Raw genomic sequence first — 23,777 nt, 5'->3', positions numbered from 1 at the left:
GTTTCAGCCTCAGATCCCGCCTTCGCCCGGGCCCTGCGGCTGCGCCACCTGATGCAGCACGGTGATGTTCTGCAGGACAGTACCGCCGTCGATCGGTTTCATCTGGCCGTCGCGATCTTTATAGTGCGTCGGTTTGGCCCCGTGGAAGAACAGGCCGGCGTTGACCTGCACGCCCAGATAACCGGCGCTTGGCGGCAGGCGCTGCACATCGGTCCAGGGGTTGGAAACCGGCACGAACTGGAATCCCTCGCCCGTCTTCGCATACAGCGGACGCAGCAGCGTGACAAAGGCCATCAGCGGCGACAGCGCCTCTTTGAAGATCTGAACCGGCCGATCGACCGTCATCAGGAAGCCATGCGGCTGTTCCTCTACCGTGTCGAAGGTCAGGCTGCTGCTGATATCGTCACCCCGGCCACCGTAGCTCCACTCCATCACCGGCGCTCCGTTTTCATTCATCATCTCTGACATACACTGCTCCTTATAAATAAAATTGATCGGGCACGCTCGCTGCGTGCCGGAACAGTAAACCGCTGAACGGGCACCCGCGTCCACGCAGGGCGGCACGCTGGCGAACCAAACAACGAGGCGCGCAAAATAAAGCTCGAAATGAATAATTTCCCCGCGTGACAGCGCAGCATTTGAACGACTTCTGTCGTAGCGCAGACGCATAGTGAGGGCATTACCGCCACTGGAGAGTGTTATGACTGCGATTAAACCGAACGCCATTGACCGCGTTTCCCCCGCCGCCACGCCCTGGCTAGCCGTCATCAATGTGCTGTTCGCCGGCATCGCTGCGGCGCTGCACGTGGGCAAGGCCACCATTGCCTTGCCGGCGCTGCAGGCCGAGTTTGGCCGTTCACTGGAGACGCTAAGCTGGGTCATCTCGGCGTTTCCTTTCGTCGGGGTGTTCGGCGGCATCGCCGCCGGGCTGCTGGTGCGCCGCTGGGGCGATCGGCGCCTGCTGGCGCTGGGATTGCTGATCGTCAGCGCCGCCAGCTTTACCGGCGCCACGCTGCACGACTTCAGCGGCTTGATCGTCAGCCGCTTTGTCGAAGGCCTCGGCTTCGTCATCGTGGTGGTCGCCTCGCCGGCGGTGCTAAACCGCATCGTCGCCCCGGCGCAGCGCAGCCTGGTGTTCGGCATCTGGAGCACCTTCATGCCGGCGGGCATCGCCATTTCGCTGTTTTTCGGCCCTCACCTGGCGGGCTGGCAACAGAACTGGCAGGCCGGTGCGGCGCTGACGCTGCTGGCCGCGCTGCTGCTGCCGCTGACCACGCCGCGCCGCGCCGCCGACGCGCACGCTCCGCCGTTGCCGCTGCGGCAAGCGCTGGGCGCGATGCTGCGGGCGCGCCAGCCGCTGTTGCTGGCGCTGATGTTCACCGCTTATAACCTGCAGTTTTTCTCGGTGATGACCTTTTTACCGATCTTTCTGATGCAGCGCATCAGTCTGACGCTGGCGGTCGCCGGCGGCATCAGCGCAGCGGCGGTGGCGGCGAACATCATCGGCAACCTCGCCGCCGGGTTCTTGCTGTCGCGCGGTCTGCGGGCCGGTAGCCTGCTCGCGGCCACCAGCCTGGTCATCGGCATCTTCGGCATCGGCATTTTCCTGCCGATGACGCCCAATGGCCTGCTGATCCCACTGTGCTTCCTGTTCTGCGCCATCGCCGGCATGCTGCCCACCACCATTCTGGCCGCCACGCCGGCGGCGACGCCGGAGCCCACGCTGCTGCCGCTGAGTCTGGGGTTGGTGATGCAGGGGAACTACCTCGGCCAGGTGATCGGCCCGGTCGCGCTGAGCGCCATCGTGGCCGCGGCCGGTTGGGCGGCGCCGGCGTGGCTGGTGCTGGCGGCGGCGGTGTCAGGGGCGGGATTGGCGCTGATTTTTCGCCGCGAGCCGCGCAATGCGGCGTAATGGCGCAATAATGAGAAAGGAGGTTCTATTTATTATTAGCGGTGCTGAATATTCCCTGGTGCGGGCGCGTGCTTATCGTGAAGGATAAGGCCAGTGATGATCCAGGCCCGACAATGACAAGGCGCCGGTCGCAACAAGATAAATCAGCAGACCGGCGAAAGCGATCAGCAATGCCTTTTCGATAACGGCAAGTCGTTTGTGTTCTGTCATTTGCATACTCCTGCGTGGTATCGGGCGAACGGCCGCCCTCATCAACACTAGGAAAGCCTGGCGCAGGCGGCAAGCGCAACACACAAAATGAAACACAATCAATAAATTTTGTTAACTATTTAGCGTTCTTTCTTTCCTTGCGTCGCTGCCTGAGCCTCGCGCGGCGCCCTCCTTTCCCCTTAGTAACCCTATGGAATACGCCGTTAAAAATCCCCTACCGGATAAGCAAAGGTAATGATAGTGTTGTTTTCATTCAGTTCATCTATGCTGAAAATTCATCTTTTGAGGGACGACTATGATGTCTAAAGGCATTTCCAAGGGATTCTTTATTCTGATCCTGTTCATCGTTACCGCCGCCTTTCTCGACGTGCTGGGGCCTTATTACTCCTCGGTGCTGTGGGCGGTTATTCTGGCGGTGATTTTCCATCCGGTGAAAAAGAAGTTGAAACTGTACGTCGGCGAACGCAACGGCGTGGTGTCGCTGCTGACGGTGGCGCTGATCTGCCTGATCGTGTTCACGCCGTTAGCGATCATCGCCTCATCGCTGGCGATGGAATTCAACATGATTTACACCAAGCTGCAGACCAACAACAGCCAATTGCCGACCATGCTGGCGGACTTCATGCGTCATCTGCCCGGCTGGGCGCAGCGCTTCCTGGCGGAACATAACCTCAACAGCGCCGCCGAGATCCAAAAACAACTTTCCGAGGTGGCGCTCAAGGGCGGGCAATACCTGGCGGGCAGCGTGTTCCTGATCGGCAAAGGCACCTTCAACTTCGTCGTCGGCTTCGGCGTGATGCTCTACCTGCTGTTCTTCCTGCTGAAAGACGGCCCGTACCTGGTGAACCTGGCGCTCGAAGCGCTGCCGCTCTCACAGCACGTGAAGCACCACCTGTTCGTGAAGTTCGCCGCCGTCTCCCGCGCCACCGTCAAGGGCACGGTGGTGGTCGCCGTGGTGCAAGGCGCGCTCGGCGGGCTGGCGTTTTACTTTACCGGCATCGACGGCAGCTTGCTGTGGGGCGCGCTGATGGCGTTCCTGTCGATCATCCCCGCCGTGGGCTCCGCCATCATCTGGGTGCCGGCGGTGATCTACTTCTTCGCCACCGGCATGCTGTGGAAAGGCATCTTCCTGGTGGTGTTCTTCGTGGTCGTAATCGGCCTGGTGGACAACATTCTGCGCCCGCTGCTGGTAGGCAAAGACACCAAAATGCCGGACTACCTGATCCTGATCTCCACCCTGGGTGGCATGGAGATTTACGGCATTAACGGCTTCGTCATCGGGCCATTGATCGCCGCGCTGTTCATCGCCTGCTGGAACATCCTGTCCGGCCGCGACAGCAAGGAAAACATCGAAGAGATCGACGAAGAATTCATCGAAGAAGGCAAGAATCATCCCGACGCGGCGGAGTAAACCTCTCGCGCCGTATCGCACCGGGGCCCGTTTGGGCCCCTTTTTTGTCTGTGGTATCCTTGCCGCGCTCACAAGGAAGAACGGGTTTCGTTATGCTTATTCTCTACGCCACGCTGGCCATCGCCTTCACCCTGCTGTGCCTGCTGGCCTTTATCTCTTGCGCTTATCAGTTTTCGAAGCAGGGCGACGTCAAATTTTTGGCCTCGCTTTCCGTGCTGATCTTCGCGCTGCTGGCCTTCTATGCCGCTTATGGCTACGTCAGCACCTGGCTGCAACAGCAGGCGGTGGATGTCCGGCTGTATTAGCGCAGCGGGGTAAAAAAGACCTGCTCCGGATCGCCGTCATCGAGATTGTCAATTTGGCCGCTGGCGACAAACCCGGCGTTCAACAGCAGCCGCTGCATCGGCAGGTTGGAGTGATTGGTGGAGGTGAACAGCTTCGGGTGCCGGCAGTGCAACTTAAGCGCCGCAATCAGCGCCTGCCCGACGCCCCGGCGGCGATAGCGCTCGCCGACCATCAGCATCTCCACAAAGCCGCAGCCGAAGAAGTGATAGTGCAGCACACCGTATCCCATCGCCATGCCCTGCTCCTCGGCAAGATAACAGACGCCCTGCCCGCACCAGGCGCGGATCTGCGCCGCGCGCTGCGGCTCGTATTCGGCGACGCTGTCGAGGGCGATCAGGGCTGCGGCATCGCTGTCGGTGGCCTGGCGAACAAACATGTTTTAATCCTCGTTCTGATGGATAACGGAGATACCGCATCAACGAAACGGCAACCGCGGCGGGATAGTTTTTACATCCCGGTCGAATTTTGTAATCCTATTATAGAGTTACCAAAACACACGCCAAGGAAGGAAAGCATTTCCCGATGAGCATACCGCAAATCTCCGCCGCCCTGCTGTTTACCCTGCTGCTGGCCGGCTGCCAGTTCCACAAAACCGTGTTCCCGCCGCCGTATATCGGCACCCCGCAAGAGATCGGCACCTACGAAGTGAAAGGGCTGACGTTCGTCACCACCGTCACCTTCAGCGGCCTGTTCGCCGAAGATCTGGTGCGCGAATACGCACAGAAACACCACTATCGCTACTATGTGGTAACGATGCGCAGCAACGGTTTTAAAGACCGAAGCGAGCGCGTGAGCGCGATGATGTATCGGTAGAGAGTGGCGCCACATGCCGTGAAATAATGCCGAAAAAACGGGCTTTAGCATGAGGAAGCGCTATACGAAATATTGCACAACCCAATACTCACAGGCCGCATGAAAATACGGCCTGTGACTTTGGTTTAATTGTCTGGCATCGCAGTGCCGTTTATTTTCACTGCGGGCGAAATTCCAACGTGCTGCTTTTGACCGCTTCGTAAACCGCGGCCGTTGGCGGTTTAGGCAAACGTGCATTGACGATTGCCTTTATCGCGGCCTGGCAAAGTTCCGGATCCCCTTGATCAGCCCGAATGCTGATCAGCAGGCCATCCGGCGCCAGCTTGATGCTTAATGTACAACTTCTGCCTGAGTAGGTTTCGGCGTCTTTAAAATGGCGTTGGATCTCCGCTTGCACCTGAGACAGGTAATGTAATTCCTCTTTTCCCGGCGCCTTTGGGTTGCCAAGGTTGGCGAAAAGATCGTCAACCTCTTTATTCACCGGATCGGTTTGGCTGGGGGCGGTGCTCTTGGCACACCCCGTTAATGCCAGCGCGAGCATCGCCGCCAATAATGTGGCGGCGCCGGTTTTATAGCCTGAATGCGTGATTTTCATATCCCTGTCCTTATGGATGATAGTCAGCTGAAATCAACGTGGTATTCGACAAGATCCCCGGCGCATACTTATACAGAATTAACGCCAAACCGCCAGAGACATTGCGAGTATCAAGCATCGGCATGCGGAGAATCGAGGGCCGATGATGACATGAAGCCATAGCTCCCCAGGCGGGGCGTACAGCTGAAAACCCTGACCTATCGATAACCTTGTTATCCGAACGAGTAATCACTCCATCAATAAATTAAGTTATTCTTAATTTTTTATCCCATTAGAAGCGCTTTCAACCCTGGCAATCTGGAAAATCTGCCTATACTTACTTTCCTGATATTAAATTTGTTTAAGTAACCAAGATGGTAGGTATGAAAAGCAAACGCCCCTTTGCCGCGCTGCTGGCGGCAACAGCATTGATGTCCCTGGTGGGCTGCGCTTCCAATCAGGCGATCAAAACGACGGACGGCAAAACCATTATTACCGACGGCAAGCCCCAGATCGATAAAGATACCGGATTGGTCTCCTATCGAAATGCTGAAACGGGCAAAACGGAACAGATCAATCGAGACCAGATTGCAAACATGAGTGAGTTGAATAACTAAAAGGAGCTTCAAATGAAAAAAGCGCTTGTTCTTCCCGCGATCGCGCTGGTTGCCATCGCTGCACTGTCAGGCTGCACACGCACCAGCTACGCTATTCATACCCACGATGGCCGAACGATCATCAGTGACGGCAAACCGAAAGAGACTTCTGCCGGGTTGATCGGGTATACCGACGCCAATGGCGTCAAACAGCAAATCAACAAGACGGAAGTCAAAGAGGTGTCGGAAATCCCTCATTAAGGTTCCGATAATCTGAGCCTGCTAAAACAAAGGGAGCCGATGGCTCCCTTTCTATTCAAACAGTAAGCGCGCCCATTGGCGTTTAACGATAACGTCGATAAACGCCTGACATTTCAGCAGACAACGTTGCCAGGTTTGCCATACGGATCTCCCCTTTCCCGGCGTCGAACGGCTATAATCCGATAAGTGGAGTTTTTTAAAACGATAAGGAGGGAGTATGTACAAAACTATTTTGGTTCCCGTGGATATTACCGAGCCGGAATTAACACAGCAGGTCATCCCGCATGTCAACGCGCTCGCCAGGCTCGAAGACTCCCACGTCCATTTCCTGGCGGTGATCCCGTCGCGCGCCACCTACGCGGCCTTCGGCTTTGCCGCCACGGCGGCGGTGGAAACCAAAGATGAAACCATTGCGATAGCGACCGAGGGGCTGGCGAAAGCGGCAAAACAATTCAGCGTTCCCGAGGATCGAGTGACCACGCATGTCGCCGTCGGCGATCCCAAAGATCAGATCCTGGAACTCGCCGATGCGCTTAACGCGGAGATTATTGTGATGGGTTCCAACCGCCCTTCTGCAATGACTTACCTCCTCGGCTCGAATGCCACCGCGGTGGTGCGCCACGCCAATTGCCCGGTGCTGGTCGTGCGTGAATCGGCTAACGCTTAAAATCGCTTGCTCATTTGAACAATAAAAAACGGGAGCCCTTAGGCTCCCGCTCTCATTCAAACGCAAACACACTTACATGTGTTTAACGATAGCGTCGCCAAACTCTGAACATTTCAGCAGCTTAGCGCCTTCCATCAGGCGTTCGAAGTCATAGGTCACGGTCTTGGCGGCGATGGCGCCTTCCATGCCTTTAACGATCAGGTCAGCCGCTTCGAACCAGCCCATGTGGCGCAGCATCATCTCTGCGGACAGGATGATGGAGCCTGGGTTCACTTTGTCCTGGCCGGCGTACTTCGGCGCGGTGCCGTGAGTCGCTTCGAACAGCGCGCAGTCAGAGCCAATGTTGGCGCCCGGCGCGATGCCGATACCGCCTACCTGGGCCGCCAGGGCGTCGGAGATGTAGTCGCCGTTCAGGTTCATACAGGCGATCACGTCGTATTCCGCCGGGCGCAGCAGGATTTGCTGCAGGAAGGCGTCGGCGATCACGTCTTTAACCACGATCTCTTTGCCGGTGTTCGGGTTCTTGATCTTCAGCCATGGGCCGCCGTCGATCAGCTCGCCGCCGAACTCTTCGCGCGCCAGCTCATAGCCCCAATCCTTGAAGGCACCTTCGGTGAACTTCATGATGTTGCCTTTGTGAACCAGGGTCACGGAGTCGCGGTCGTTGGTGATGGCGTATTCGATCGCCGCGCGCACCAGACGCTTGGTCCCTTCTTCAGAGCATGGCTTCACGCCGATACCGCACTGCTCCGGGAAGCGGATTTTCTTCACGCCCATTTCGTCACGCAGGAATTTGATCACTTTGTCCGCTTCGGCGGAGCCGGCTTTCCACTCGATGCCGGCGTAGATGTCTTCGGCGTTTTCGCGGAAGATCACCATGTCGGTCAGCTCAGGCTGTTTCACCGGGCTTGGGGTGCCCTGGTAGTAACGCACCGGGCGCAGGCACACGTACAGGTCCAGCTGCTGGCGCAGGGCCACGTTCAGAGAACGGATGCCGCCGCCGACCGGGGTGGTCAGGGGGCCTTTGATGGCGACGCGGTAGTCGCGGATCAGGTCCAGAGTTTCGTCCGGCAGCCACACGTCTTTACCGTAAACGTGGGTAGATTTTTCGCCGGTGTAGATTTCCATCCAGGAGATTTTACGTTCGCCGTGGTAAGCCTTTTTAACGGCCGCATCAACCACGTGGATCATGGCAGGAGTCACGTCAACGCCGATGCCGTCGCCTTCGATGAACGGGATGATCGGGTTATGAGGAACAACCAGTTTACCCTGGGCGTCAACCGTGATTTTTTTACCTTCTGCCGGAACAACTACTTTGCTTTCCATCAACCTCTCCTTCAAGCGCAATTTTGTTAATGCTTTGTAAGATGCGTGTAGATACTACTTGAATATTCGGTCCGCGCCAATCCGAAACGGATTCGGTTATAATGCGCTTATCATCCGTAATCTCAACTGTTATGAAAAAATTCTCTGTTAGAAATCACAACGTTAAACGATTCAGCAAGCCGAATGCCGCCAAACCCGCCGCGCCGAGGGGCCGCGTCGAATTGTGTTATTCAACAAGCCATTCGACGTGCTGCCGCAGTTCACCGATGAAGCCGGCCGCGCCACGCTGAAAGAGTACATCCCCTTCCCCGACGTTTACGCCGCCGGGCGCCTGGATCGCGACAGCGAAGGGCTGCTGGTGCTGACCAACGACGGCCAGCTGCAGGCGCAGCTCACCCAGCCGGGCAAGCGCACCGGCAAAATCTACTATGTGCAGGTCGAGGGCGCGCCGCAGGAGAGCGATCTGGCGCCATTGCGCTGCGGCGTTACGCTGAAAGACGGCCCGACGCTACCCGCCGGTGTTGAGTTGGTGGCCGAGCCGCAGTGGCTATGGCCGCGCAACCCGCCGATCCGCGAGCGTAAATCCATCCCCACCAGTTGGCTGAAAATCACCCTGTTCGAAGGGCGAAACCGCCAGGTGCGTCGCATGACGGCGCATATCGGGTTCCCTACCCTGCGCCTGATTCGCTACAGTATGGGTAATCTTTCGCTGGGCTCACTGCAGCCTGGTGAATGGAAAAGCATCGATTCTCTGTAGACCGATAACTGATGGAGGCGCCATGAAATCCACGCCGATCGCGCTGCTGCTCGCCGCTCTGGCGGCCCCGTTCGCCGCCCAGGCCGCCAGCTTCGACTGCGCCAAGGCGGCAAGCCGCGATGAGCAAGCCATCTGCGCCAACCGCACGCTGAACGATTTGGATGTGCAAATGGCCACCCAATACCAATTGCTGCGCGGCCTGTTCGCCATGGGCGCGCGCGGCGCGATGCAGGACAGCCAGCAGGCCTGGCTGGCAAAACGCCAGCGGTGCGGTGGCGACACCGCCTGTCTGCTCAAAAGCTACCGCACCCGCATCGCCGAGCTGGACGATATCTATCGGCGCATCGACAAACCGCTGTAAGGAGACCGCATGTTCAAACCGCACGTCACCGTGGCCTGCGTGGTGCACGCCGCCGGCAAATTTTTAATTGTCGAAGAGACCATCAACGGCAAAGCGCTGTGGAACCAGCCGGCCGGCCATCTGGAAGCCGACGAGACGCTGGTGCAGGCCGCCGAGCGCGAGCTGTGGGAAGAGACCGGCATCCGCGCCACGCCGCAGGCGTTTTTACGTCTGCACCAATGGATTGCGCCGGATCGCACGCCGTTCCTGCGGTTTTGCTTCGTCATCGAGCTGGAACAGCCGCTGCCGACCGAGCCGCACGACAGCGACATCGATCGCTGCCTGTGGTTGAGCGCCGACGAGATTTTGCAGGCGCCCAACCTGCGTTCCGCGCTGGTGGCCGAGAGCATTCGCAGCTACCAGCAGCCGGAGCGCTACCCGCTGTCGCTGGTCGGCAGCTTCGCCTGGCCGCATTGAGGGCGCCGGGCAGCACAAGATGAACAGTGCGCCAGCGCGGGCAACGTGGTAAAATCCTGCGCTTGTTTTTATCAGCACGGTTCGTGTTCAAGTTCGTGAGATCCCCATGTCAGACAACAGCCAGAAAAAAGTAATCGTCGGTATGTCCGGCGGCGTCGACTCTTCCGTTACCGCCTATCTGTTACAGCAACAGGGCTATCAGGTCGCTGGGCTGTTCATGAAAAACTGGGAAGAAGACGACGACGAAGAGTACTGCTCCGCCGCGACCGATCTGGCCGACGCACAAGCGGTCTGCGACAAGCTGGGCATCGAACTGCACACGGTGAACTTTGCGGCGGAATACTGGGACAACGTGTTTGAGCTGTTCCTGGAAGAATACAAGGCCGGCCGCACGCCGAACCCGGACATCCTGTGCAATAAAGAAATCAAATTCAAAGCCTTCCTGGAGTTCGCCGCCGAAGACCTGGGGCCGATTTCATCGCCACCGGCCATTACGTGCGCCGCCAGGACGTGGACGGCAAAAGCCGCCTGCTGCGCGGCGTCGACGGCAACAAAGATCAGAGCTACTTCCTCTATACCTTGAGCCACGAGCAGGTGGCGCAAAGCCTGTTCCCGGTTGGGGAACTGGAGAAGCCGGAGGTGCGCCGCATCGCCGAGCAACTGGAGCTGGTCACCGCCAAGAAGAAAGACTCCACCGGCATCTGCTTTATCGGCGAGCGCAAATTCCGCGACTTCCTCGGCCGCTACCTGCCGGCGCAGCCGGGCCCGATCGTTAGCGTCGACGGCCAGACCGTCGGTGAACACCAGGGCCTGATGTATCACACCCTGGGCCAGCGCAAAGGGTTAGGCATCGGCGGCCTGAAAGACAGCAGCGAAGATCCGTGGTACGTGGTGGATAAAGACGTGGCCAATAACGTGCTGGTGGTCGCGCAAGGGCACGATCACCCGCGCCTGATGTCAGTCGGCCTTATCGCGCAGCAGCTGCACTGGGTTGATCGCCTGCCGCTGACCGGCCCGTTCCGCTGTACGGTGAAGACCCGCTATCGCCAGCAGGACATCCCTTGCACCGTGACCCCGCTCGACGACGAACGCATCGAAGTGCGTTTCGACGAGCCGGTCTCTGCCGTCACCCCCGGCCAGTCGGCGGTGTTCTACCAGGGCGAAATCTGCCTCGGCGGCGGCATCATCGAACAGCGCCTGGCGTAGTTCGCCTGCCGCCCAAGAAAAACGCTGCGTTTACCGCAGCGTTTTTTTTATTCAGAATTCCACCTGCGCCCCCAGTTCGATCACCCGGTTTGGCGGGATTTCGAACAGATCCGGCGCCCGCAGCGCGTTGCGCTGCAACAGCTGGAACACCTTGCCGCGCACGCGCAGATACCAGGGGCGCTTGCCCAATACCAGCGTATCGCGCGACATGAAGAACGAGGTCTCGTTCATGGTGAAACTCATCCCTTCCAGGCCGCAGCGATAAAGGATATCCGTCACGTTGGGCGTTTCGCGCCAGCCGTAGCTCGCCACCACCCGCCAAAAGCTCGTCGACAGCTGTTCGATCGCCACCCGCTGCACGTTGTGCACATACGGCATGTCGGTAGTCACGATAGTCAGCAGCACCACGCGCTCATGCAACACCTTGTTGTGCTTCAGGTTATGCAGCAGCACCAGCGGCACCGCATGCGGCGTGCGCTCCATAAACACCGCGGTGCCCGGCACCCGCTTCGGCGGCGCCTTCTCCAGCGACTCGATCAGCGCGGTCAGCCCTTCCTGGTTGTCGCGCAGCCGGCGGATCAGGCGCGAGCGCTCGGTCTTCCAGGTCAGCATGATCAGCAGAATGATCAACCCCAGCGCCACCGGCAGCCAGCCGCCGGTCGCCAGTTTGATCAGGTTGGCGCCGAACAGCGGCACGTCGATGCACAGCATGGCAAGCAGCATCAGCCCCCCCAGATAGCGCGGCCAGCCCCAGTTTTTCACCGCCACGATGCTCAGCAAAATCGACGACAGCAGCATGGTGCCGGTCACCACGATGCCGTAAGCCGAGGCCAGGTTGCTGGAGTGTTTGAAACTGATAATCACGATCAACACCGCCGCGAACAACAGCCAGTTCACCACCGGAATGTAGATCTGCCCGGACTCCTGATCGGAGGTATAGATGATGCGCATCGGCGGCAGGTAGCCCAGCCGCACCGCCTGGCGCGTCAGGGAGAAGACGCCGGAGATCACCGCCTGCGAGGCGATCACCGTCGCCAACGTGGCGATCACCAGCAGCGGGATCAGCGCCCAGGTGGGCGCCAGCAGGAAGAACGGGTTATTGATCGCCGCCGGGTTGGCCAACAGCAGCGCCCCCTGGCCGAAGTAGTTCAGCACCAGCGCCGGCGCCACCAGCGTAAACCACGCCAGGCGGATCGGTTTCTTGCCGAAGTGGCCCATGTCGGCGTACAGCGCTTCGGCGCCGGTGACCGACAGCACCACCATGCCCAGCGCGAAGAACGACACGGCCTTGTACTCGAGGAAGAAATTCACCGCCCAGTAAGGGTTCAGCGCCCGCAGCACGCCGGGGTGATGCAGAATGCCACCGATGCCCAGCAGCGCCAGCGTCAGGAACCAGATGACCATCGCCGGGGCGAACAGTTTGCCGACGCTGCCGGTGCCGTGTTTCTGGATCGCGAACAGCGCGGTCAACACCAGCAGCGACAGCGGCACGATAAAGCTGTCCAGCTCGGGGGCGATAATCTGCAGGCCTTCGATAGCCGAGAGCACCGAAATGGCCGGGGTAATTACCCCATCGCCATAAAAGAAGCTGCCGCCCACCAGCCCGACCAGCACCGCCGCCGGCACCCAGCGCGCATCCAGCTTGCGGATCGCCAGCGACATCAGCGTCAGAATTCCCCCTTCACCGTCGTTGTCGGCGCGCATCACGAAGCAGACGTATTTGATCGACACCACCAGCGTCAACAGCCAGAAAATCAACGACAGAAAGCCGTAGATCGACGTCGGCGTCAGGGTGATCCCTTCTTCCGCCGTCAGGCATTCGCGCAGGGTATACAGCGGGCTGGTGCCGATATCACCGTACACCACGCCGATGGCCGCCAGCGTCACCGCCGGCAGCGGCTGCTTGTTTTTTACGTGCATATAAAGGTCTTTATTTGAGGGGTCACGTTGGCAGTATAGATGCAGCCGCCGCACTTTATTTGCCGCCGCAACAATAAGTTCGTGCCGCGCCACCGGCGATTTTCGCCGTCTATTTGCGCAGTTCTGCGCCGCACGGCGCATCCGCCTCGCCACAGGCGTATTAGACGCTGGGTTTACCCTCAATTTTATGGCATGATCCGCGGCATTCGTTGTCATCGTTGTTACAGCCACGCCCGATCGTTACCGTTCGCGGCCGCCGCCGTTACCCTGGCGATACGCACAACCTTATACAGTAAGCCATGTACCGTTCACCGCGTTTACAGGAGTCATCGTGGCGAAGAATTATTATGACATCACGCTGGCCATGGCGGGTATCAGCCAGTCGGCGCGTTTGGTTCAGCAATTGGCCCATGAAGGGCAATGCGACCGCGAAGCGTTTCACACCTCGCTGAAAAGCCTGCTGCAGATGGACCCACCCTCTACGCTGGCGGTGTTCGGCGGCGAGGAGCGCAATTTGATGGTCGGCCTCGAAACCCTGATGGGCGTGCTTAACGCCAACAACAAAGGGCCGGGCGCGGAACTGACCCGCTACACCATCAGCCTGATGGTGCTGGAGCGTAAGCTCAACGCCAACAAACAGGCGATGAACACGCTCGGCGAACGCCTCGGCCAGCTCGAGCGCCAGCTGGCGCACTTCGATCTTGAGTCGGACACCATCATCAGCGCGCTGGCCGGCATTTATGTCGACGTGGTCAGCCCGCTCGGGCCGCGCATCCAGGTGACCGGCTCACCGGCAATCTTGCAGAACCCGCAGGTGCAGGCCAAAGTTCGCGCCACGCTGCTGGCCGGCATTCGCGCCGCCGTGCTGTGGCAACAGGTCGGCGGCAGCCGCCTGCAGTTAATGTTTTCCCGTAATCGTCTGTTCAAGCAGGCGCAAAATATCGTTGCTCATTGTTAATCGATCCCAGGAGTTGCTACCGATGGAATTATCCTCACTGACCGCCGTTTCCCCCGTTGATGGACGCTACGGTGATAAAGTCAGCGCACTGCGCCCCATTTTCAGCGAATACGGTCTGCTGAAATTCCGCGTACAGGTTGAAGTACGTTGGCTGCAAAAACTGGCCGCCTGCGCAGAAATCAAGGAAGTTCCCGCTTTTGACGCCGACGCAAACGCTTTCCTCGACAAAATCGTCGCTGAATTCAACGAAGAAGACGCTCAGCGCATCAAAACCATCGAGCGCACCACCAACCACGACGTGAAAGCGGTCGAGTATTTCCTGAAGGAAAAAGTGGCGGCGGTGCCTGCGCTGCACGCGGTGTCCGAGTTCATTCACTTCGCCTGCACCTCCGAAGACATCAACAACCTGTCGCACGCGCTGATGCTGCAAAGCGCTCGTCAGGACGTGGTGCTGCCTTACTGGCGTAAAATCATCGATGCGCTGAAAGGGCTGGCGCTGGAATTCCGCGATATCCCGCTGCTGTCGCGCACCCACGGCCAGCCGGCTACGCCGTCGACCGTCGGCAAAGAGTTCGCCAACGTGGCTTACCGCATGGAGCGCCAGTACCGCCAGCTGGAGCGTGTGGAGATCATGGGTAAAATCAACGGCGCGGTCGGCAACTACAACGCCCACATCGTCGCCTACCCGGAAGTGGACTGGCATCAGTTCAGCGAAGCGTTCGTGACCTCGCTCGGCATCACCTGGAACCCGTACACCACCCAGATCGAACCGCATGACTACATCGCCGAGCTGTTCGACTGCGTAGCGCGTTTCAACACCATTCTGATCGACTTCGACCGCGACATCTGGGGCTACATCGCCCTGAACCACTTCAAGCAGAAGACCATCGCCGGGGAAATCGGCTCCTCCACCATGCCGCACAAGGTCAACCCGATCGACTTCGAAAACTCCGAAGGCAACCTGGGCCTGGCCAACGCCGTGCTGGGCCACCTGGCGGGCAAACTGCCGGTCTCCCGCTGGCAGCGCGACCTGACCGATTCCACCGTGCTGCGTAACCTGGGCGTGGGCCTGGGCTATGCGCTGATCGCCTATCAGGCCACCCTGAAGGGCATCAGCAAGCTGGAAGTGAACCAGGCGCACCTGCTGGACGAACTGGATCACAACTGGGAAGTGCTGGCCGAACCGATCCAGACCGTGATGCGCCGTTACGGCATCGAGAAACCTTACGAGAAGCTGAAAGAGCTGACCCGCGGCAAGCGCGTGGACGCCGCCGGCATGCAGGCGTTCATCGACGGTCTGGCGCTGCCGGAAGAAGAGAAAACCCGTCTGAAGGCGATGACCCCGGCCAACTACATCGGCCGCGCCACCACCCTGGTCGACGAGCTGAAGTAAGCGCGTTAGACCCACAACGACAAGGCGGCCCGCGGGCCGCCTTGTTGCTTATTATTCGCCGCGCAACACCTGCAGCCGGGCTATCTGGCGCCCCTGCGCATCGAAGTTCTCGGCACTCAGCCAACGCGCCAGCGCCTGCCGCACCGTCGGCCAACGGTCGGCGGTGACGGCGAACCAGTCGGTATCCCGGCTGCGCCCCTTGACGATCACCGCAAAGCGGAAGTTGCCCTCGTAACGGAAACCAAAGCGCAGCGCGGCCTGGCGCGACGGCGCGTTGTGGCTGTCGCACTTCCATTCGCAGCGGCGGTAGCCCAGCGTATCAAAGGCGTAGCGCAGCAGCAGCGCGATGGCTTCGGTGGCGCTGGAGCGCTGTTTCATCAACGGCGACCAGCTGACGTGGCCGATCTCCAGCACGCCGTTGGCCTCGTCGATGCGCATCAGCGCCACCGTCCCCATCGGCGCGTCGCTGGCGGCGTCGAACACCGTCAGATTGACCAGCCCCGGGTTGGCCTGCAGCGTCTCCAGATGCTGCAGCATCGCCGCCGGCGTATCGGGCCGTTCGATAGACAGATAGGTCCAGTCGCGGCCGTCCGGCGCCAGCTGGAAAGCATCGTACAGCGCGGCGTAATCCCGCTGCGGCTCGAGCGGCGCCAGTGAACAGAAACGCCCGCCGAGCGTTGCGCCGCCCGGGCGGCGAGCCGGCTGCCAATCCGGCATCGGTTCGCCAATCGGCTGACCATAACGATTCATTGCCATACGCGCCTCCTGCGGTTAACGGGTATAAACGATAAACGAACTTCTTCTGCCGATTTTGTCGTACAGCGAACGCGCCGGCGCGTTGTACTCCTGAGTCATCCAATAGACCCGATCGCTGCCGCGCGCCTCCGCCAGCCGATACGCCTGTTCGAACAGTTTTTCCGACACTTTATGGCCGCGCGCCTGCGGCGACACATAAAGATCTTCGATATAACAATAGCCCACCGCACTCCAGGTGGACGGATGGAATACCAGGTTCATCAGCCCCAGCAGCCGGCCGTCGGCATCCTCCGCCACCAGCCCGTACACCTGTTCATCCTGCCCCAACCGTTCGAAGGTGCGATCGGTCACCTGCGGCGCCACGTCGGCGCGGTAGAAGTCGAGATAGCCCTGCCACAACGCCAGCCATTGCGCTCTGTCGTCGCCATTGATTCTGCGGATAGTCACTTCACGATTTGATGGGTTCATAGCGCCTCACGGGGTTAAGATATTATTTCCATTAGGGAAATAACCGAATAGCGGCAGGATACACCGCGCAGCGACGGTGTAATACGGACCAATTCAAAACGCCGAGCAGACCAATTTTAACCGCCGTTTTCCCGCGGCAGCGCGTTGAACACCTGCGCCAGCGTGGCGATAAAGCGCACGATCTCGTCCGGCGCATAGGCCGAGAAACCGAGCACCAGCGCCCCGCGCTGCGGCGCGCCGGTGTAGAAATCCGCCAGGCCGTACAATCGTATTCCCCGCTCGGCCGCCGCCGCCACCAGCCGCCGCTCCGTCGCCGCATCCGCCAGCGGGCAAACCAGCTGCAGGCCACCCTGCGGCAAGGCCGGGCGCGTCCAGGGCGCGAGATGGCGATGTACCGCGTCGTACAGGACGTCCAGCCTCGCCTTGTACAGCGTGCGCATATTGCGCAGATGCTCGGCGTAGCCGCCCTCGTGCAGGCAGTGGAACAGCGTCATCTGCGCCAGTGCTGACGTGTAGCCGTCCTGAAACTGCCTGGCGGCGACCAATGGCCGCACCAGCTGCGGCGGCGCGATCATGAAACCGATGCGCAGCCCCGGAAACAGCGTCTTGCTGAAGGTGCCGATATACAGCGTGCGCCCGCCGCTGTCCAGCCCCTGTAGCGCCGCCTTGGTTTGTCGATCGTAGTTGAACTCGGCGTCGTAATCGTCTTCGATGATCCAGGCCCGCCGGCGCTGGGCCCACTGCAACAGCGCCAGGCGCCGCTCGAGGCTCAGCGAGTATCCCAGCGGGTAATGATGGGACGGCGTGATGTAAACGCCCCGCCCGCCGCCCGAAGCCTGCATCAGTTGCCCGACGTCCAGCCCTTGCTCATCGATGCCGATCGGCCGCGCCTGCAGCCCCGCCGACTGCACCAGTTTTTTCGCCCCCTGGTAACCCGGCTCTTCGACGAATACCGCATCGCCGGGATCGAACAGCACCTGCGTGCACAGCGCCAGCGCCTGCTGAGAGCTGGTGACCACGATCACCTGCTCCGCCGTCGCCTTGACGCCCCGCTCCCGCTGCAAATAGTGCGCGATCTCCGCACGCAGCTCCGGCAAGCCCTGCGGATCGGTATACCCCAACAGCCGCTCGCCGTGCCGCCGCAGCGCCTGCTTTTCCCACTGCAGCCACGAATCGATGGGAAACGCCCGCAGATCAGCCAGCGAGGGCGTCAGCGACGCCTGACGGCTGGTGTGCGGCGTATGGCTGACCGCCAGCAACGCCCGGCCGCGATCGCTTAGCTCGCGTTCCGCCAGCCGCGCCTCCTGGCCCGCCTGCGTCGCCAGCAGTTCACGGCCGAGCAGCGTATCGCAGCGATAGCGAACATAGCTGCCGCGCCCCACCGCCCGGCTGATGTATCCCTCCGCCTCCAGCCGCGCGTAGGTCTGCTCCACCGTATCGCGCGCCACTCCCAGCCGGGGCGCCAATGCGCGGCTTGGCGGCAGCTTCGCCCGCCACGGCAGTTCCCCGGCGGTGATGAGCCGCAACAGGGCCTGATGCAGCGCCGAACGTCGGGTCAGCCCCTGCTGACGCTGCTGGGTGAAGGCCGCCAGGATTGCCGCGTCGTCCGCGCAGGATGGGTGGTCACTCATGGGCTGTCTGTTTCTCCAAACTCGGGGCGATTGCACACTACTCTACCTTATTTCATCCTCTCGGCGGCGGCAGTTGCGCTGCCCGGCGAAATCCCCTTAAATAAGCCATTGCATTGAGGCTACAGGATTTCCGTCGGCTATGAGCAAGGAGACCAACCAGCGTCTGCTGGAAAAACTGCTGCAGGATCTGGCCAGCGCGGGCGCGATGCCGCTGTATTTGCGCTTTAACGCCTCGGTGCGCCAGGCCATCGAGCAAGGATTGCTGAACGCGGGGGATTTCCTGCCCAGCGAGCGTCTGTTTACCGAACGGCTCGGCATCTCGCGCATCACGGTGCGCAAAGCGCTGGCCTGTCTCGAGCAAGACGGCATCATCGGCCGTTCACGCGGTTACGGCACTTTCATCCAGGCGCAACGGGCCGCGCCGAAGCTGCGCTATTCATTAGCGGACGTCAAAGGGTTCTCGCGCGAGGTGATGCAACAAGGGCGCCGGCCGGACACGCAATGGCTCAGCCGCGAACGGGTGCCGGCCAGCGCCGAACTGGCGGAAAAGCTCCAGCTGGCGACCGGAACGCCGATCTATCAACTCAAACGCATTCACTTTCTCGATCGGCAGCCGATGTCGGTGGCGGTGTCCTACGTGGTGGCGGCGGCGATTGCCAACGTCGACGAGATTGGCATTTCGCTCTATGACTACTTCCGCCGAAGTAACGTGGAGATGGGATCGCTGCGCAGCCAGGTCAGCGCGGCCATGGCCGATGACGACATCCGCCGGGCGCTGCAATTATCAGAACCGATGCCGCTGCTGATCGTGCGCCAGACGCTGTTCGACCACCGCAAGAAGCCTATCGAATACAGCGAAAGCTTCTGCCGCAGCGACATGTACGAATTTACCAGCGAAAGCTGATCCGTTACGCCTCGCCCTGCCGACGGCGGCGAAAACGCACGAACGCCTGGGCATACGCCTCGACGTCCAGTGGATTCACCCGCTGCAACTGCGCCAGCAGCGCAGGATCCATCGCTTCGGCGCCGTGCAGCGCGCCGCAGACAGCGGTGGCCATCGCGCCGATGGTGTCGGTATCGCCCCCCAGGTTGGCGCACAGCACGGCGCAACGGGTAGGATCGGTTTGCGCCAACTGCACCATCGCCAACGCCGCCGGCACCGACTCGATGGTGCTCACCCCGGCGCCAATCAGTTGATATATCCGCTCGGATGCCTGTTCGGGATCGGCCGCCTCATCCACCACCTGAAACGCCAACTCGATACGCGCCGCCAGCGAAGGGCTGAACGTCGTCACCTGACGGCGCTGGGCATACTCCGCTACGCCCGGCAACGCCAGACGAATCGAGGCCCAGTCCGCCCCCTCCACCGCACGCGAAACCGCCCAGGCGATCGCCACGGCACCGGCGACGGCGATGTCGGATTTGTGCGTCGGGCTGGAGGCCAGCCACACCTGCTGACAGAACCCCTCCAGCGACGCAGACGGCAGCACGCAACCCAAAGGCGAAATGCGCATCGCCGCGCCGTTGGTGATGCCGTTGTTTTCCAACGCGGCGATCGGCGTGCCCGCTTTCTGCTCGCTCAACGCCAGTTTGGAACTGGGGCCGAGAATGTTCTTGTTGAAGGCGTCAAAACTGTCCACCCATCGGATCACGTTGCGGGCGATCAGTTCTGGCACCACCTCGCCTTCCGCTTCCAGCAGCGCATCGGCCAGCGCCAACGCCATCGAGGTATCGTCGGTATATTGCCCGGCCTTGAAGTAACAGGCGGCCGAGTTCTCCGCCGGCCCATCGAGGAAGCCGTCTATCCAGCCGAAGTGGCGCTTAACCCGCTCGCGCGGCCACAGCTCGGAAGGCATGCCGAGCGCGTCGCCCAGCATCTGTCCGTAAAATGCGCCCGCTATGCGTTCTGCCTGGGTTAATTGCTTCATCCATCGCTCCTGAGAAAATATGCCGATACCTCAATAATACCTTATTAGTACCTTTAAAGCTTATCAAGCGCTCCGGTTCACACTTTCCTTTCGCGGCAATGCCCGACGCGTTTAAGTTGCGTTTAACGTTGCCCCGCCGCTGTTTATCCGACGTTTATCAGAGCTTGTCGATAATGTCGGCGAACAAATTGATAACGCTTATTTTAATACATTGCTTCGGCTCTCTTGCGGGCCGGGCGGGTTATACCTACCATAACCTCAGCATTTTTTGCCAAAATGGTTCAGGTGGCCGCGTTATCCCCTGACACGCCGCAGAGCGTGTTCCCTTTTATCGCGTGGGTGACAGGACATTCACCCGCACAGTCACAGGAGTTCGCCATGCGAGTACTGGTTGTTGAAGATAATGGTTTGCTGCGCCACCACCTTTCCGTTCAGATGCGCGAGATGGGCCATCAGGTCGATGCGGCTGAAGACGCCAAGGAAGCCGATTATTTCCTGCAGGAGCATGCGCCGGATATCGCCATCGTCGATCTCGGCCTGCCGGGCGAAGACGGCCTGAGCCTGATCCGCCGTTGGCGCGCGCACCAGACCAAGCTGCCGATCCTGGTGCTGACCGCCCGCGAAAGCTGGCAGGACAAAGTGGCGGTGCTGGAAGCCGGCGCCGACGACTATGTCACCAAGCCGTTCCACCTGGAAGAAGTGATCGCCCGCATGCAGGCGCTGATGCGCCGCAACAGCGGCCTGGCATCGCAGGTGATCGTGCTGCCGCCGTTCCAGATCGATCTGTCGCGCCGCGAACTGAGCGTCAACGATCAACAGATCAAGTTGACCGCCTTTGAATACACCATCATCGAGACCCTGATCCGCAACGCCGGCAAGGTGGTGAGCAAGGATTCGTTGATGCTGCAGCTTTACCCGGACGCCGAACTGCGCGAAAGCCACACCATCGACGTGCTGATGGGCCGCTTGCGCAAGAAGGTGCAGGCGGAATACCCGCATGAAGTGATCACCACGGTACGTGGCCAGGGCTATCGTTTTGACGCGAAGTGAACATGATGTTCAACAAGAATAAAAAAACCGTTTTCGCTGCGCGCCCGCTTCCTGATGGCGACCGCCGGGGTGATCCTGGCGCTGTCGCTTTCTTACGGTTTGGTGGCGGTCGTCGGCTACATCGTCAGCTTCGACAAGACCGCCTTCCGCCTGCTGCGCGGCGAAAGCAACCTGTTCTTCAGCCTGGCGCAGTGGAAAGACAACAAGCTCACCATCGCCATTCCTCCCGATATCGATCTCAATTTTCCCACGCTGGTGTTTATCTACGACGATAAAGGCAACCTGCTGTGGAGCCAGCGCAAGGTGCCGGAGCTGGAGAAGCTGATCAACAAGGAATGGCTGGAGGAGTCCGGCTTCTACGAAATTGACACCGATACCCGCATCAGTAGCGAAGTGCTGGGGGACAACCCCAAAGCGCAGGATCAGCTGAAGAATTATGACGATACCGATCAGAACGCGCTGACGCACTCGGTGGCGGTCAATACCTATGCCGCCACGGCGCGGCTGCCGGCGTTGACCATCGTGGTGGTCGACAGCATTCCGCAGGAGCTGCAGCGCTCAGACGTGGTGTGGGAGTGGTTCAGCTACGTGCTGCTGGCCAACCTGCTGCTGGTGGTGCCGCTGCTGTGGCTGGCGGCTTACTGGAGCCTGCGGCCGATCAAGGCGCTGGTCAATCAGGTGGGCGAGCTGGAGAACGGCGAACGCGATCAGTTGGATGAGAACCCGCCCAGCGAACTGCGCGGCCTGGTGCGCAATTTGAACATTCTGGTGCGCAACGAACGCCAGCGCTACACCAAATACCGCACCACCCTGTCGGATCTGACCCACAGCCTGAAAACGCCGCTGGCGGTGCTGCAAAGCACCCTGCGCTCGCTGCGCAGCGGTAAGCAGACCACCATCGAAGAAGCCGAGCCGATCATGCTGGATCAGATCGGGCGCATCTCTCAGCAGATCGGTTACTACCTGCATCGGGCCAGCATCAACTCCGGCCAGACGGTGCTGACGCGCGAGATCCACTCGGTGCCGGCGCTGCTCGACAGCCTGGTGGTGGCGCTGAACAAGGTTTACCAGCGCAAAGGGGTGGTGATCACGCTGGACATCTCGCCGGAAGTGACCTTTATGGGCGAGAAGAACGACTTTATGGAAGTGATGGGCAACGTGTTGGAAAACGCCTGCAAATACTGCCTCGAGTTCGTGGAAATCACCTCGCTGCATTCCGATAAAAACCTCATCCTCGTCATCGACGACGACGGCCCGGGCATCCCGGAAAGCAAGCGCCAGCTGATCTTCCAGCGCGGCCAGCGGGTGGATACTCTGCGTCCCGGCCAGGGCCTTGGCCTGTCGGTGGCGGCGGAGATCATCGAGCAATACGACGGCGAAATCGTCATCAGCGACAGCCCGCTCGGCGGCGCGCGCATGCAGGTTACCTTCGCCCGCCAGCACGACACCCACCACAACGAGTAAATTATGCCTCTGCGGCCCCGATCCACGGGGCCAAACTTCCGTTATAATCGCACTCAGGCTCACTCCTCTCTCCTGGAATAGAACATGGATTATCAATTAGACCTGGACTGGAACGATTTTTTGCAACGTTATTGGCAAAAACGTCCGGTGATTCTGAAGCGCGGCTTCAAAAACTTTATCGATCCGATCTCCCCGGATGAGCTGGCCGGGCTGGCGATGGAAAACGAAGTGGACAGCCGCCTGGTCAGCCACCAGGACGGCCGTTGGCAGGTCGCGCACGGCCCCTTCGAGAGCTTCGATCACCTGAGCGAAAACAACTGGTCGCTGCTGGTGCAGGCGGTGGACCACTGGCATGAGCCTTCCGCAGCGCTGATGCGCCCGTTCCGCCAACTGCCGGACTGGCGGATGGATGACCTGATGATCTCCTTCTCGGTGCCGGGCGGCGGCGTCGGCCCGCACCTCGATCAGTACGACGTGTTCATCATTCAGGGCACTGGCCGCCGCCGCTGGCGAGTCGGGGAAAAAACGCCGCTGAAACAGCACTGCCCGCATCCGGATCTGCTGCAGGTAGAGCCGTTCGACGCCATCATCGACGAAGAGATGGAGCCGGGCGACATTCTCTACATTCCGCCGGGCTTCCCGCATGAAGGCTACGCGCTGGAAAACGCGCTCAACTACTCGGTGGGCTTCCGCGCGCCGAACGGCCGCGAGCTGGTGAGCGGCTTCGCCGATTACGTGCTGGCGCGCGAGCTGGGCAGCAAACGCTACGGCGATCCGGACGTTAAACTGCGCGAACACCCGGCGGAGATCCTGCCGCAGGAAGTGGACGCCTTACGGCAGATGATGCTGGATCTGGTGCAACAGCCGGAACACTTCCAGCACTGGTTCGGCGAGTTTATCTCCCAATCGCGCCACGAGCTGGATCTGGCGCCGCCGGAGCCGCCGTATCAGGCCGGGGAAATCTACGAACTGCTGCAACAGGGTGAAGCGCTGCAGCGCCTGGGCGGGTTGCGCGTGCTGCGCGTCGGCGATCGCTGCTTCGTCAACGGCGAACTGATCGACACCGACCAGCTGCAGGCCGCAGACGCCCTGTGCCAGCACTTCAGCGTCGACGCCGCCCTGCTCGGCGACGCGGTGGACGACCCGTCATTCCTGGCGCTGCTGACCGCGCTGGTCAACAGCGGCTATTGGTACTTTAACGACTGAGTTCTCGGGGCGGTGGCCTCTGTTGAACATGTCTACCGGCCCGCTTATGCGGGCCTTTTCTTTAGGGTGGAAAAAGCTGGCCCGCCCTCAACAATACGTTTCTATCGA

25 protein-coding genes and 2 pseudogenes are annotated in these 23,777 nt (G+C 60.3%); 17 read left to right on the top strand and 10 right to left on the bottom strand.

The annotated features are described in order from the left end of the window. Positions 1-9: 9 nt before the first annotated feature. Positions 10-468, bottom strand: coding sequence for a hypothetical protein (locus SERRSCBI_RS09790; RefSeq protein WP_033652080.1), 459 nt, complete (start codon positions 466-468; stop codon positions 10-12). Positions 469-700: 232 nt separating this feature from the next. On the opposite strand from SERRSCBI_RS09790, the gene SERRSCBI_RS09785 reads away from it, so the two are divergent. Further along, complete coding sequence (locus SERRSCBI_RS09785; protein WP_042784293.1) at positions 701-1,912, top strand: CynX/NimT family MFS transporter; 1,212 nt, start codon at positions 701-703, stop codon at positions 1,910-1,912. A 72-nt stretch (positions 1,913-1,984) separates the two neighbouring features. Here the strand turns inward: SERRSCBI_RS09785 and SERRSCBI_RS24905 are convergent, their stop codons facing one another. Next, positions 1,985-2,122: a hypothetical protein gene (locus SERRSCBI_RS24905; protein WP_016928056.1), complete on the bottom strand. Its 138-nt coding sequence runs from the start codon at positions 2,120-2,122 to the stop codon at positions 1,985-1,987. Between the two features lie 295 nt (positions 2,123-2,417). Here SERRSCBI_RS24905 and SERRSCBI_RS09780 point away from each other — a divergent pair, with 295 nt between their 5' ends. Together SERRSCBI_RS09780 and SERRSCBI_RS09775 are read left to right on the top strand one after the other, a co-directional pair. Next, positions 2,418-3,533 carry an AI-2E family transporter gene (locus tag SERRSCBI_RS09780; protein WP_042784291.1) on the top strand — a complete coding sequence of 372 codons (1,116 nt, stop codon included), beginning with the start codon at positions 2,418-2,420 and terminating at the stop codon, positions 3,531-3,533. Positions 3,534-3,625: 92 nt separating this feature from the next. Beyond that, positions 3,626-3,838: a hypothetical protein gene (locus tag SERRSCBI_RS09775; RefSeq protein WP_042784289.1), complete on the top strand. Its 213-nt coding sequence runs from the start codon at positions 3,626-3,628 to the stop codon at positions 3,836-3,838. Here SERRSCBI_RS09775 and SERRSCBI_RS09770 read toward each other — a convergent pair. Then, positions 3,835-4,254, bottom strand: a complete 420-nt coding sequence (locus SERRSCBI_RS09770) for a GNAT family N-acetyltransferase (protein WP_042784288.1) — start codon at positions 4,252-4,254, stop codon at positions 3,835-3,837. The genes SERRSCBI_RS09775 and SERRSCBI_RS09770 overlap by 4 nt on opposite strands. A 146-nt stretch (positions 4,255-4,400) precedes the next feature. On the opposite strand from SERRSCBI_RS09770, the gene SERRSCBI_RS09765 reads away from it, so the two are divergent. After that, positions 4,401-4,691: a hypothetical protein gene (locus SERRSCBI_RS09765; protein WP_042784287.1), complete on the top strand. Its 291-nt coding sequence runs from the start codon at positions 4,401-4,403 to the stop codon at positions 4,689-4,691. Between the two features lie 157 nt (positions 4,692-4,848). Here the strand turns inward: SERRSCBI_RS09765 and tolA are convergent, their stop codons facing one another. Further along, on the bottom strand, positions 4,849-5,286 hold the full coding sequence (tolA, locus tag SERRSCBI_RS09760; RefSeq protein WP_042784286.1) for a cell envelope integrity protein TolA: 438 nt from the start codon (positions 5,284-5,286) through the stop codon (positions 4,849-4,851). A gap of 362 nt (positions 5,287-5,648) precedes the next feature. On the opposite strand from tolA, the gene SERRSCBI_RS09755 reads away from it, so the two are divergent. From SERRSCBI_RS09755 to uspF, 3 genes are all read left to right on the top strand, one after another. Then, complete coding sequence (locus tag SERRSCBI_RS09755) at positions 5,649-5,882, top strand: YgdI/YgdR family lipoprotein (protein ID WP_042784285.1); 234 nt, start codon at positions 5,649-5,651, stop codon at positions 5,880-5,882. Positions 5,883-5,894: 12 nt separating this feature from the next. Further along, entirely contained in the window at positions 5,895-6,122 is a 228-nt protein-coding gene (locus tag SERRSCBI_RS09750; protein ID WP_019454813.1) for a YgdI/YgdR family lipoprotein, read from the top strand. 217 nt (positions 6,123-6,339) lie between these two features. Next, a complete protein-coding gene (gene uspF / locus SERRSCBI_RS09745) occupies positions 6,340-6,789 on the top strand; it encodes a universal stress protein UspF (RefSeq protein WP_042784284.1) in 450 nt (149 codons plus the stop codon). Positions 6,790-6,861: 72 nt separating this feature from the next. On the opposite strand, the gene icd is transcribed toward uspF, so the two are convergent. After that, a complete protein-coding gene (gene icd / locus SERRSCBI_RS09740) occupies positions 6,862-8,115 on the bottom strand; it encodes an NADP-dependent isocitrate dehydrogenase (protein WP_015377612.1) in 1,254 nt (417 codons plus the stop codon). Between the two features lie 131 nt (positions 8,116-8,246). Here icd and rluE point away from each other — a divergent pair. The 4 genes and pseudogenes from rluE (at position 8,247) to mnmA (ending at position 10,895) form a co-directional block, all read left to right on the top strand. After that, positions 8,247-8,872, top strand: a pseudogene (gene rluE, locus SERRSCBI_RS09735) (23S rRNA pseudouridine(2457) synthase RluE). 22 nt (positions 8,873-8,894) lie between these two features. After that, a complete protein-coding gene (locus tag SERRSCBI_RS09730) occupies positions 8,895-9,233 on the top strand; it encodes a lysozyme inhibitor LprI family protein (RefSeq protein WP_033652068.1) in 339 nt (112 codons plus the stop codon). A 9-nt stretch (positions 9,234-9,242) separates the two neighbouring features. Further along, complete coding sequence (locus tag SERRSCBI_RS09725; protein WP_004941205.1) at positions 9,243-9,689, top strand: NUDIX hydrolase; 447 nt, start codon at positions 9,243-9,245, stop codon at positions 9,687-9,689. Between the two features lie 106 nt (positions 9,690-9,795). Then, a pseudogene (mnmA, locus tag SERRSCBI_RS09720) lies at positions 9,796-10,895 on the top strand (tRNA 2-thiouridine(34) synthase MnmA). Positions 10,896-10,946: 51 nt separating this feature from the next. Here the strand turns inward: mnmA and kup are convergent. Next, positions 10,947-12,815 carry a low affinity potassium transporter Kup gene (kup, locus tag SERRSCBI_RS09715; protein ID WP_033642781.1) on the bottom strand — a complete coding sequence of 623 codons (1,869 nt, stop codon included), beginning with the start codon at positions 12,813-12,815 and terminating at the stop codon, positions 10,947-10,949. Between the two features lie 331 nt (positions 12,816-13,146). Between kup and hflD the strand changes: the two genes are divergently transcribed. Then, positions 13,147-13,773 carry a high frequency lysogenization protein HflD gene (hflD, locus tag SERRSCBI_RS09710; RefSeq protein ID WP_033642780.1) on the top strand — a complete coding sequence of 209 codons (627 nt, stop codon included), beginning with the start codon at positions 13,147-13,149 and terminating at the stop codon, positions 13,771-13,773. A 22-nt stretch (positions 13,774-13,795) separates the two neighbouring features. After that, a complete protein-coding gene (gene purB / locus SERRSCBI_RS09705) occupies positions 13,796-15,166 on the top strand; it encodes an adenylosuccinate lyase (RefSeq protein WP_042784282.1) in 1,371 nt (456 codons plus the stop codon). Between the two features lie 51 nt (positions 15,167-15,217). Here purB and SERRSCBI_RS09700 read toward each other — a convergent pair whose 3' ends face one another. From SERRSCBI_RS09700 to SERRSCBI_RS09690, 3 genes are all read right to left on the bottom strand, one after another. Further along, on the bottom strand, positions 15,218-15,922 hold the full coding sequence (locus tag SERRSCBI_RS09700; protein WP_042784281.1) for a GNAT family N-acetyltransferase: 705 nt from the start codon (positions 15,920-15,922) through the stop codon (positions 15,218-15,220). A gap of 15 nt (positions 15,923-15,937) precedes the next feature. Further along, positions 15,938-16,390, bottom strand: a complete 453-nt coding sequence (locus SERRSCBI_RS09695) for a GNAT family N-acetyltransferase (RefSeq protein WP_033652064.1) — start codon at positions 16,388-16,390, stop codon at positions 15,938-15,940. 116 nt (positions 16,391-16,506) lie between these two features. Beyond that, on the bottom strand, positions 16,507-18,021 hold the full coding sequence (locus tag SERRSCBI_RS09690; protein ID WP_042784280.1) for a PLP-dependent aminotransferase family protein: 1,515 nt from the start codon (positions 18,019-18,021) through the stop codon (positions 16,507-16,509). Between the two features lie 139 nt (positions 18,022-18,160). On the opposite strand from SERRSCBI_RS09690, the gene SERRSCBI_RS09685 reads away from it, so the two are divergent. After that, on the top strand, positions 18,161-18,925 hold the full coding sequence (locus SERRSCBI_RS09685; RefSeq protein WP_042784278.1) for a GntR family transcriptional regulator: 765 nt from the start codon (positions 18,161-18,163) through the stop codon (positions 18,923-18,925). A 4-nt stretch (positions 18,926-18,929) separates the two neighbouring features. On the opposite strand, the gene SERRSCBI_RS09680 is transcribed toward SERRSCBI_RS09685, so the two are convergent. Beyond that, complete coding sequence (locus SERRSCBI_RS09680) at positions 18,930-19,949, bottom strand: ADP-ribosylglycohydrolase family protein (RefSeq protein ID WP_042784277.1); 1,020 nt, start codon at positions 19,947-19,949, stop codon at positions 18,930-18,932. A gap of 378 nt (positions 19,950-20,327) precedes the next feature. Between SERRSCBI_RS09680 and phoP the strand changes: the two genes are divergently transcribed. From phoP to SERRSCBI_RS09665, 3 genes are all read left to right on the top strand, one after another. Continuing rightward, positions 20,328-20,999 carry a two-component system response regulator PhoP gene (gene phoP / locus SERRSCBI_RS09675; RefSeq protein WP_004941169.1) on the top strand — a complete coding sequence of 224 codons (672 nt, stop codon included), beginning with the start codon at positions 20,328-20,330 and terminating at the stop codon, positions 20,997-20,999. 54 nt (positions 21,000-21,053) lie between these two features. Beyond that, positions 21,054-22,463 carry a two-component system sensor histidine kinase PhoQ gene (gene phoQ / locus SERRSCBI_RS09670; protein WP_049866675.1) on the top strand — a complete coding sequence of 470 codons (1,410 nt, stop codon included), beginning with the start codon at positions 21,054-21,056 and terminating at the stop codon, positions 22,461-22,463. An 84-nt stretch (positions 22,464-22,547) separates the two neighbouring features. Next, positions 22,548-23,669, top strand: coding sequence for a cupin domain-containing protein (locus SERRSCBI_RS09665; protein ID WP_004941161.1), 1,122 nt, complete (start codon positions 22,548-22,550; stop codon positions 23,667-23,669). The last annotated feature ends 108 nt before the right edge of the window (positions 23,670-23,777 follow it).

Origin of the sequence: Serratia sp. SCBI (assembly GCF_000747565.1) — a bacterium.
Lineage (GTDB): Bacteria > Pseudomonadota > Gammaproteobacteria > Enterobacterales > Enterobacteriaceae > Serratia > Serratia ureilytica.
The sequence above is the reverse complement of the archived record's forward strand: the minus strand, read 5'-3'. Positions and strand labels throughout refer to the sequence as shown.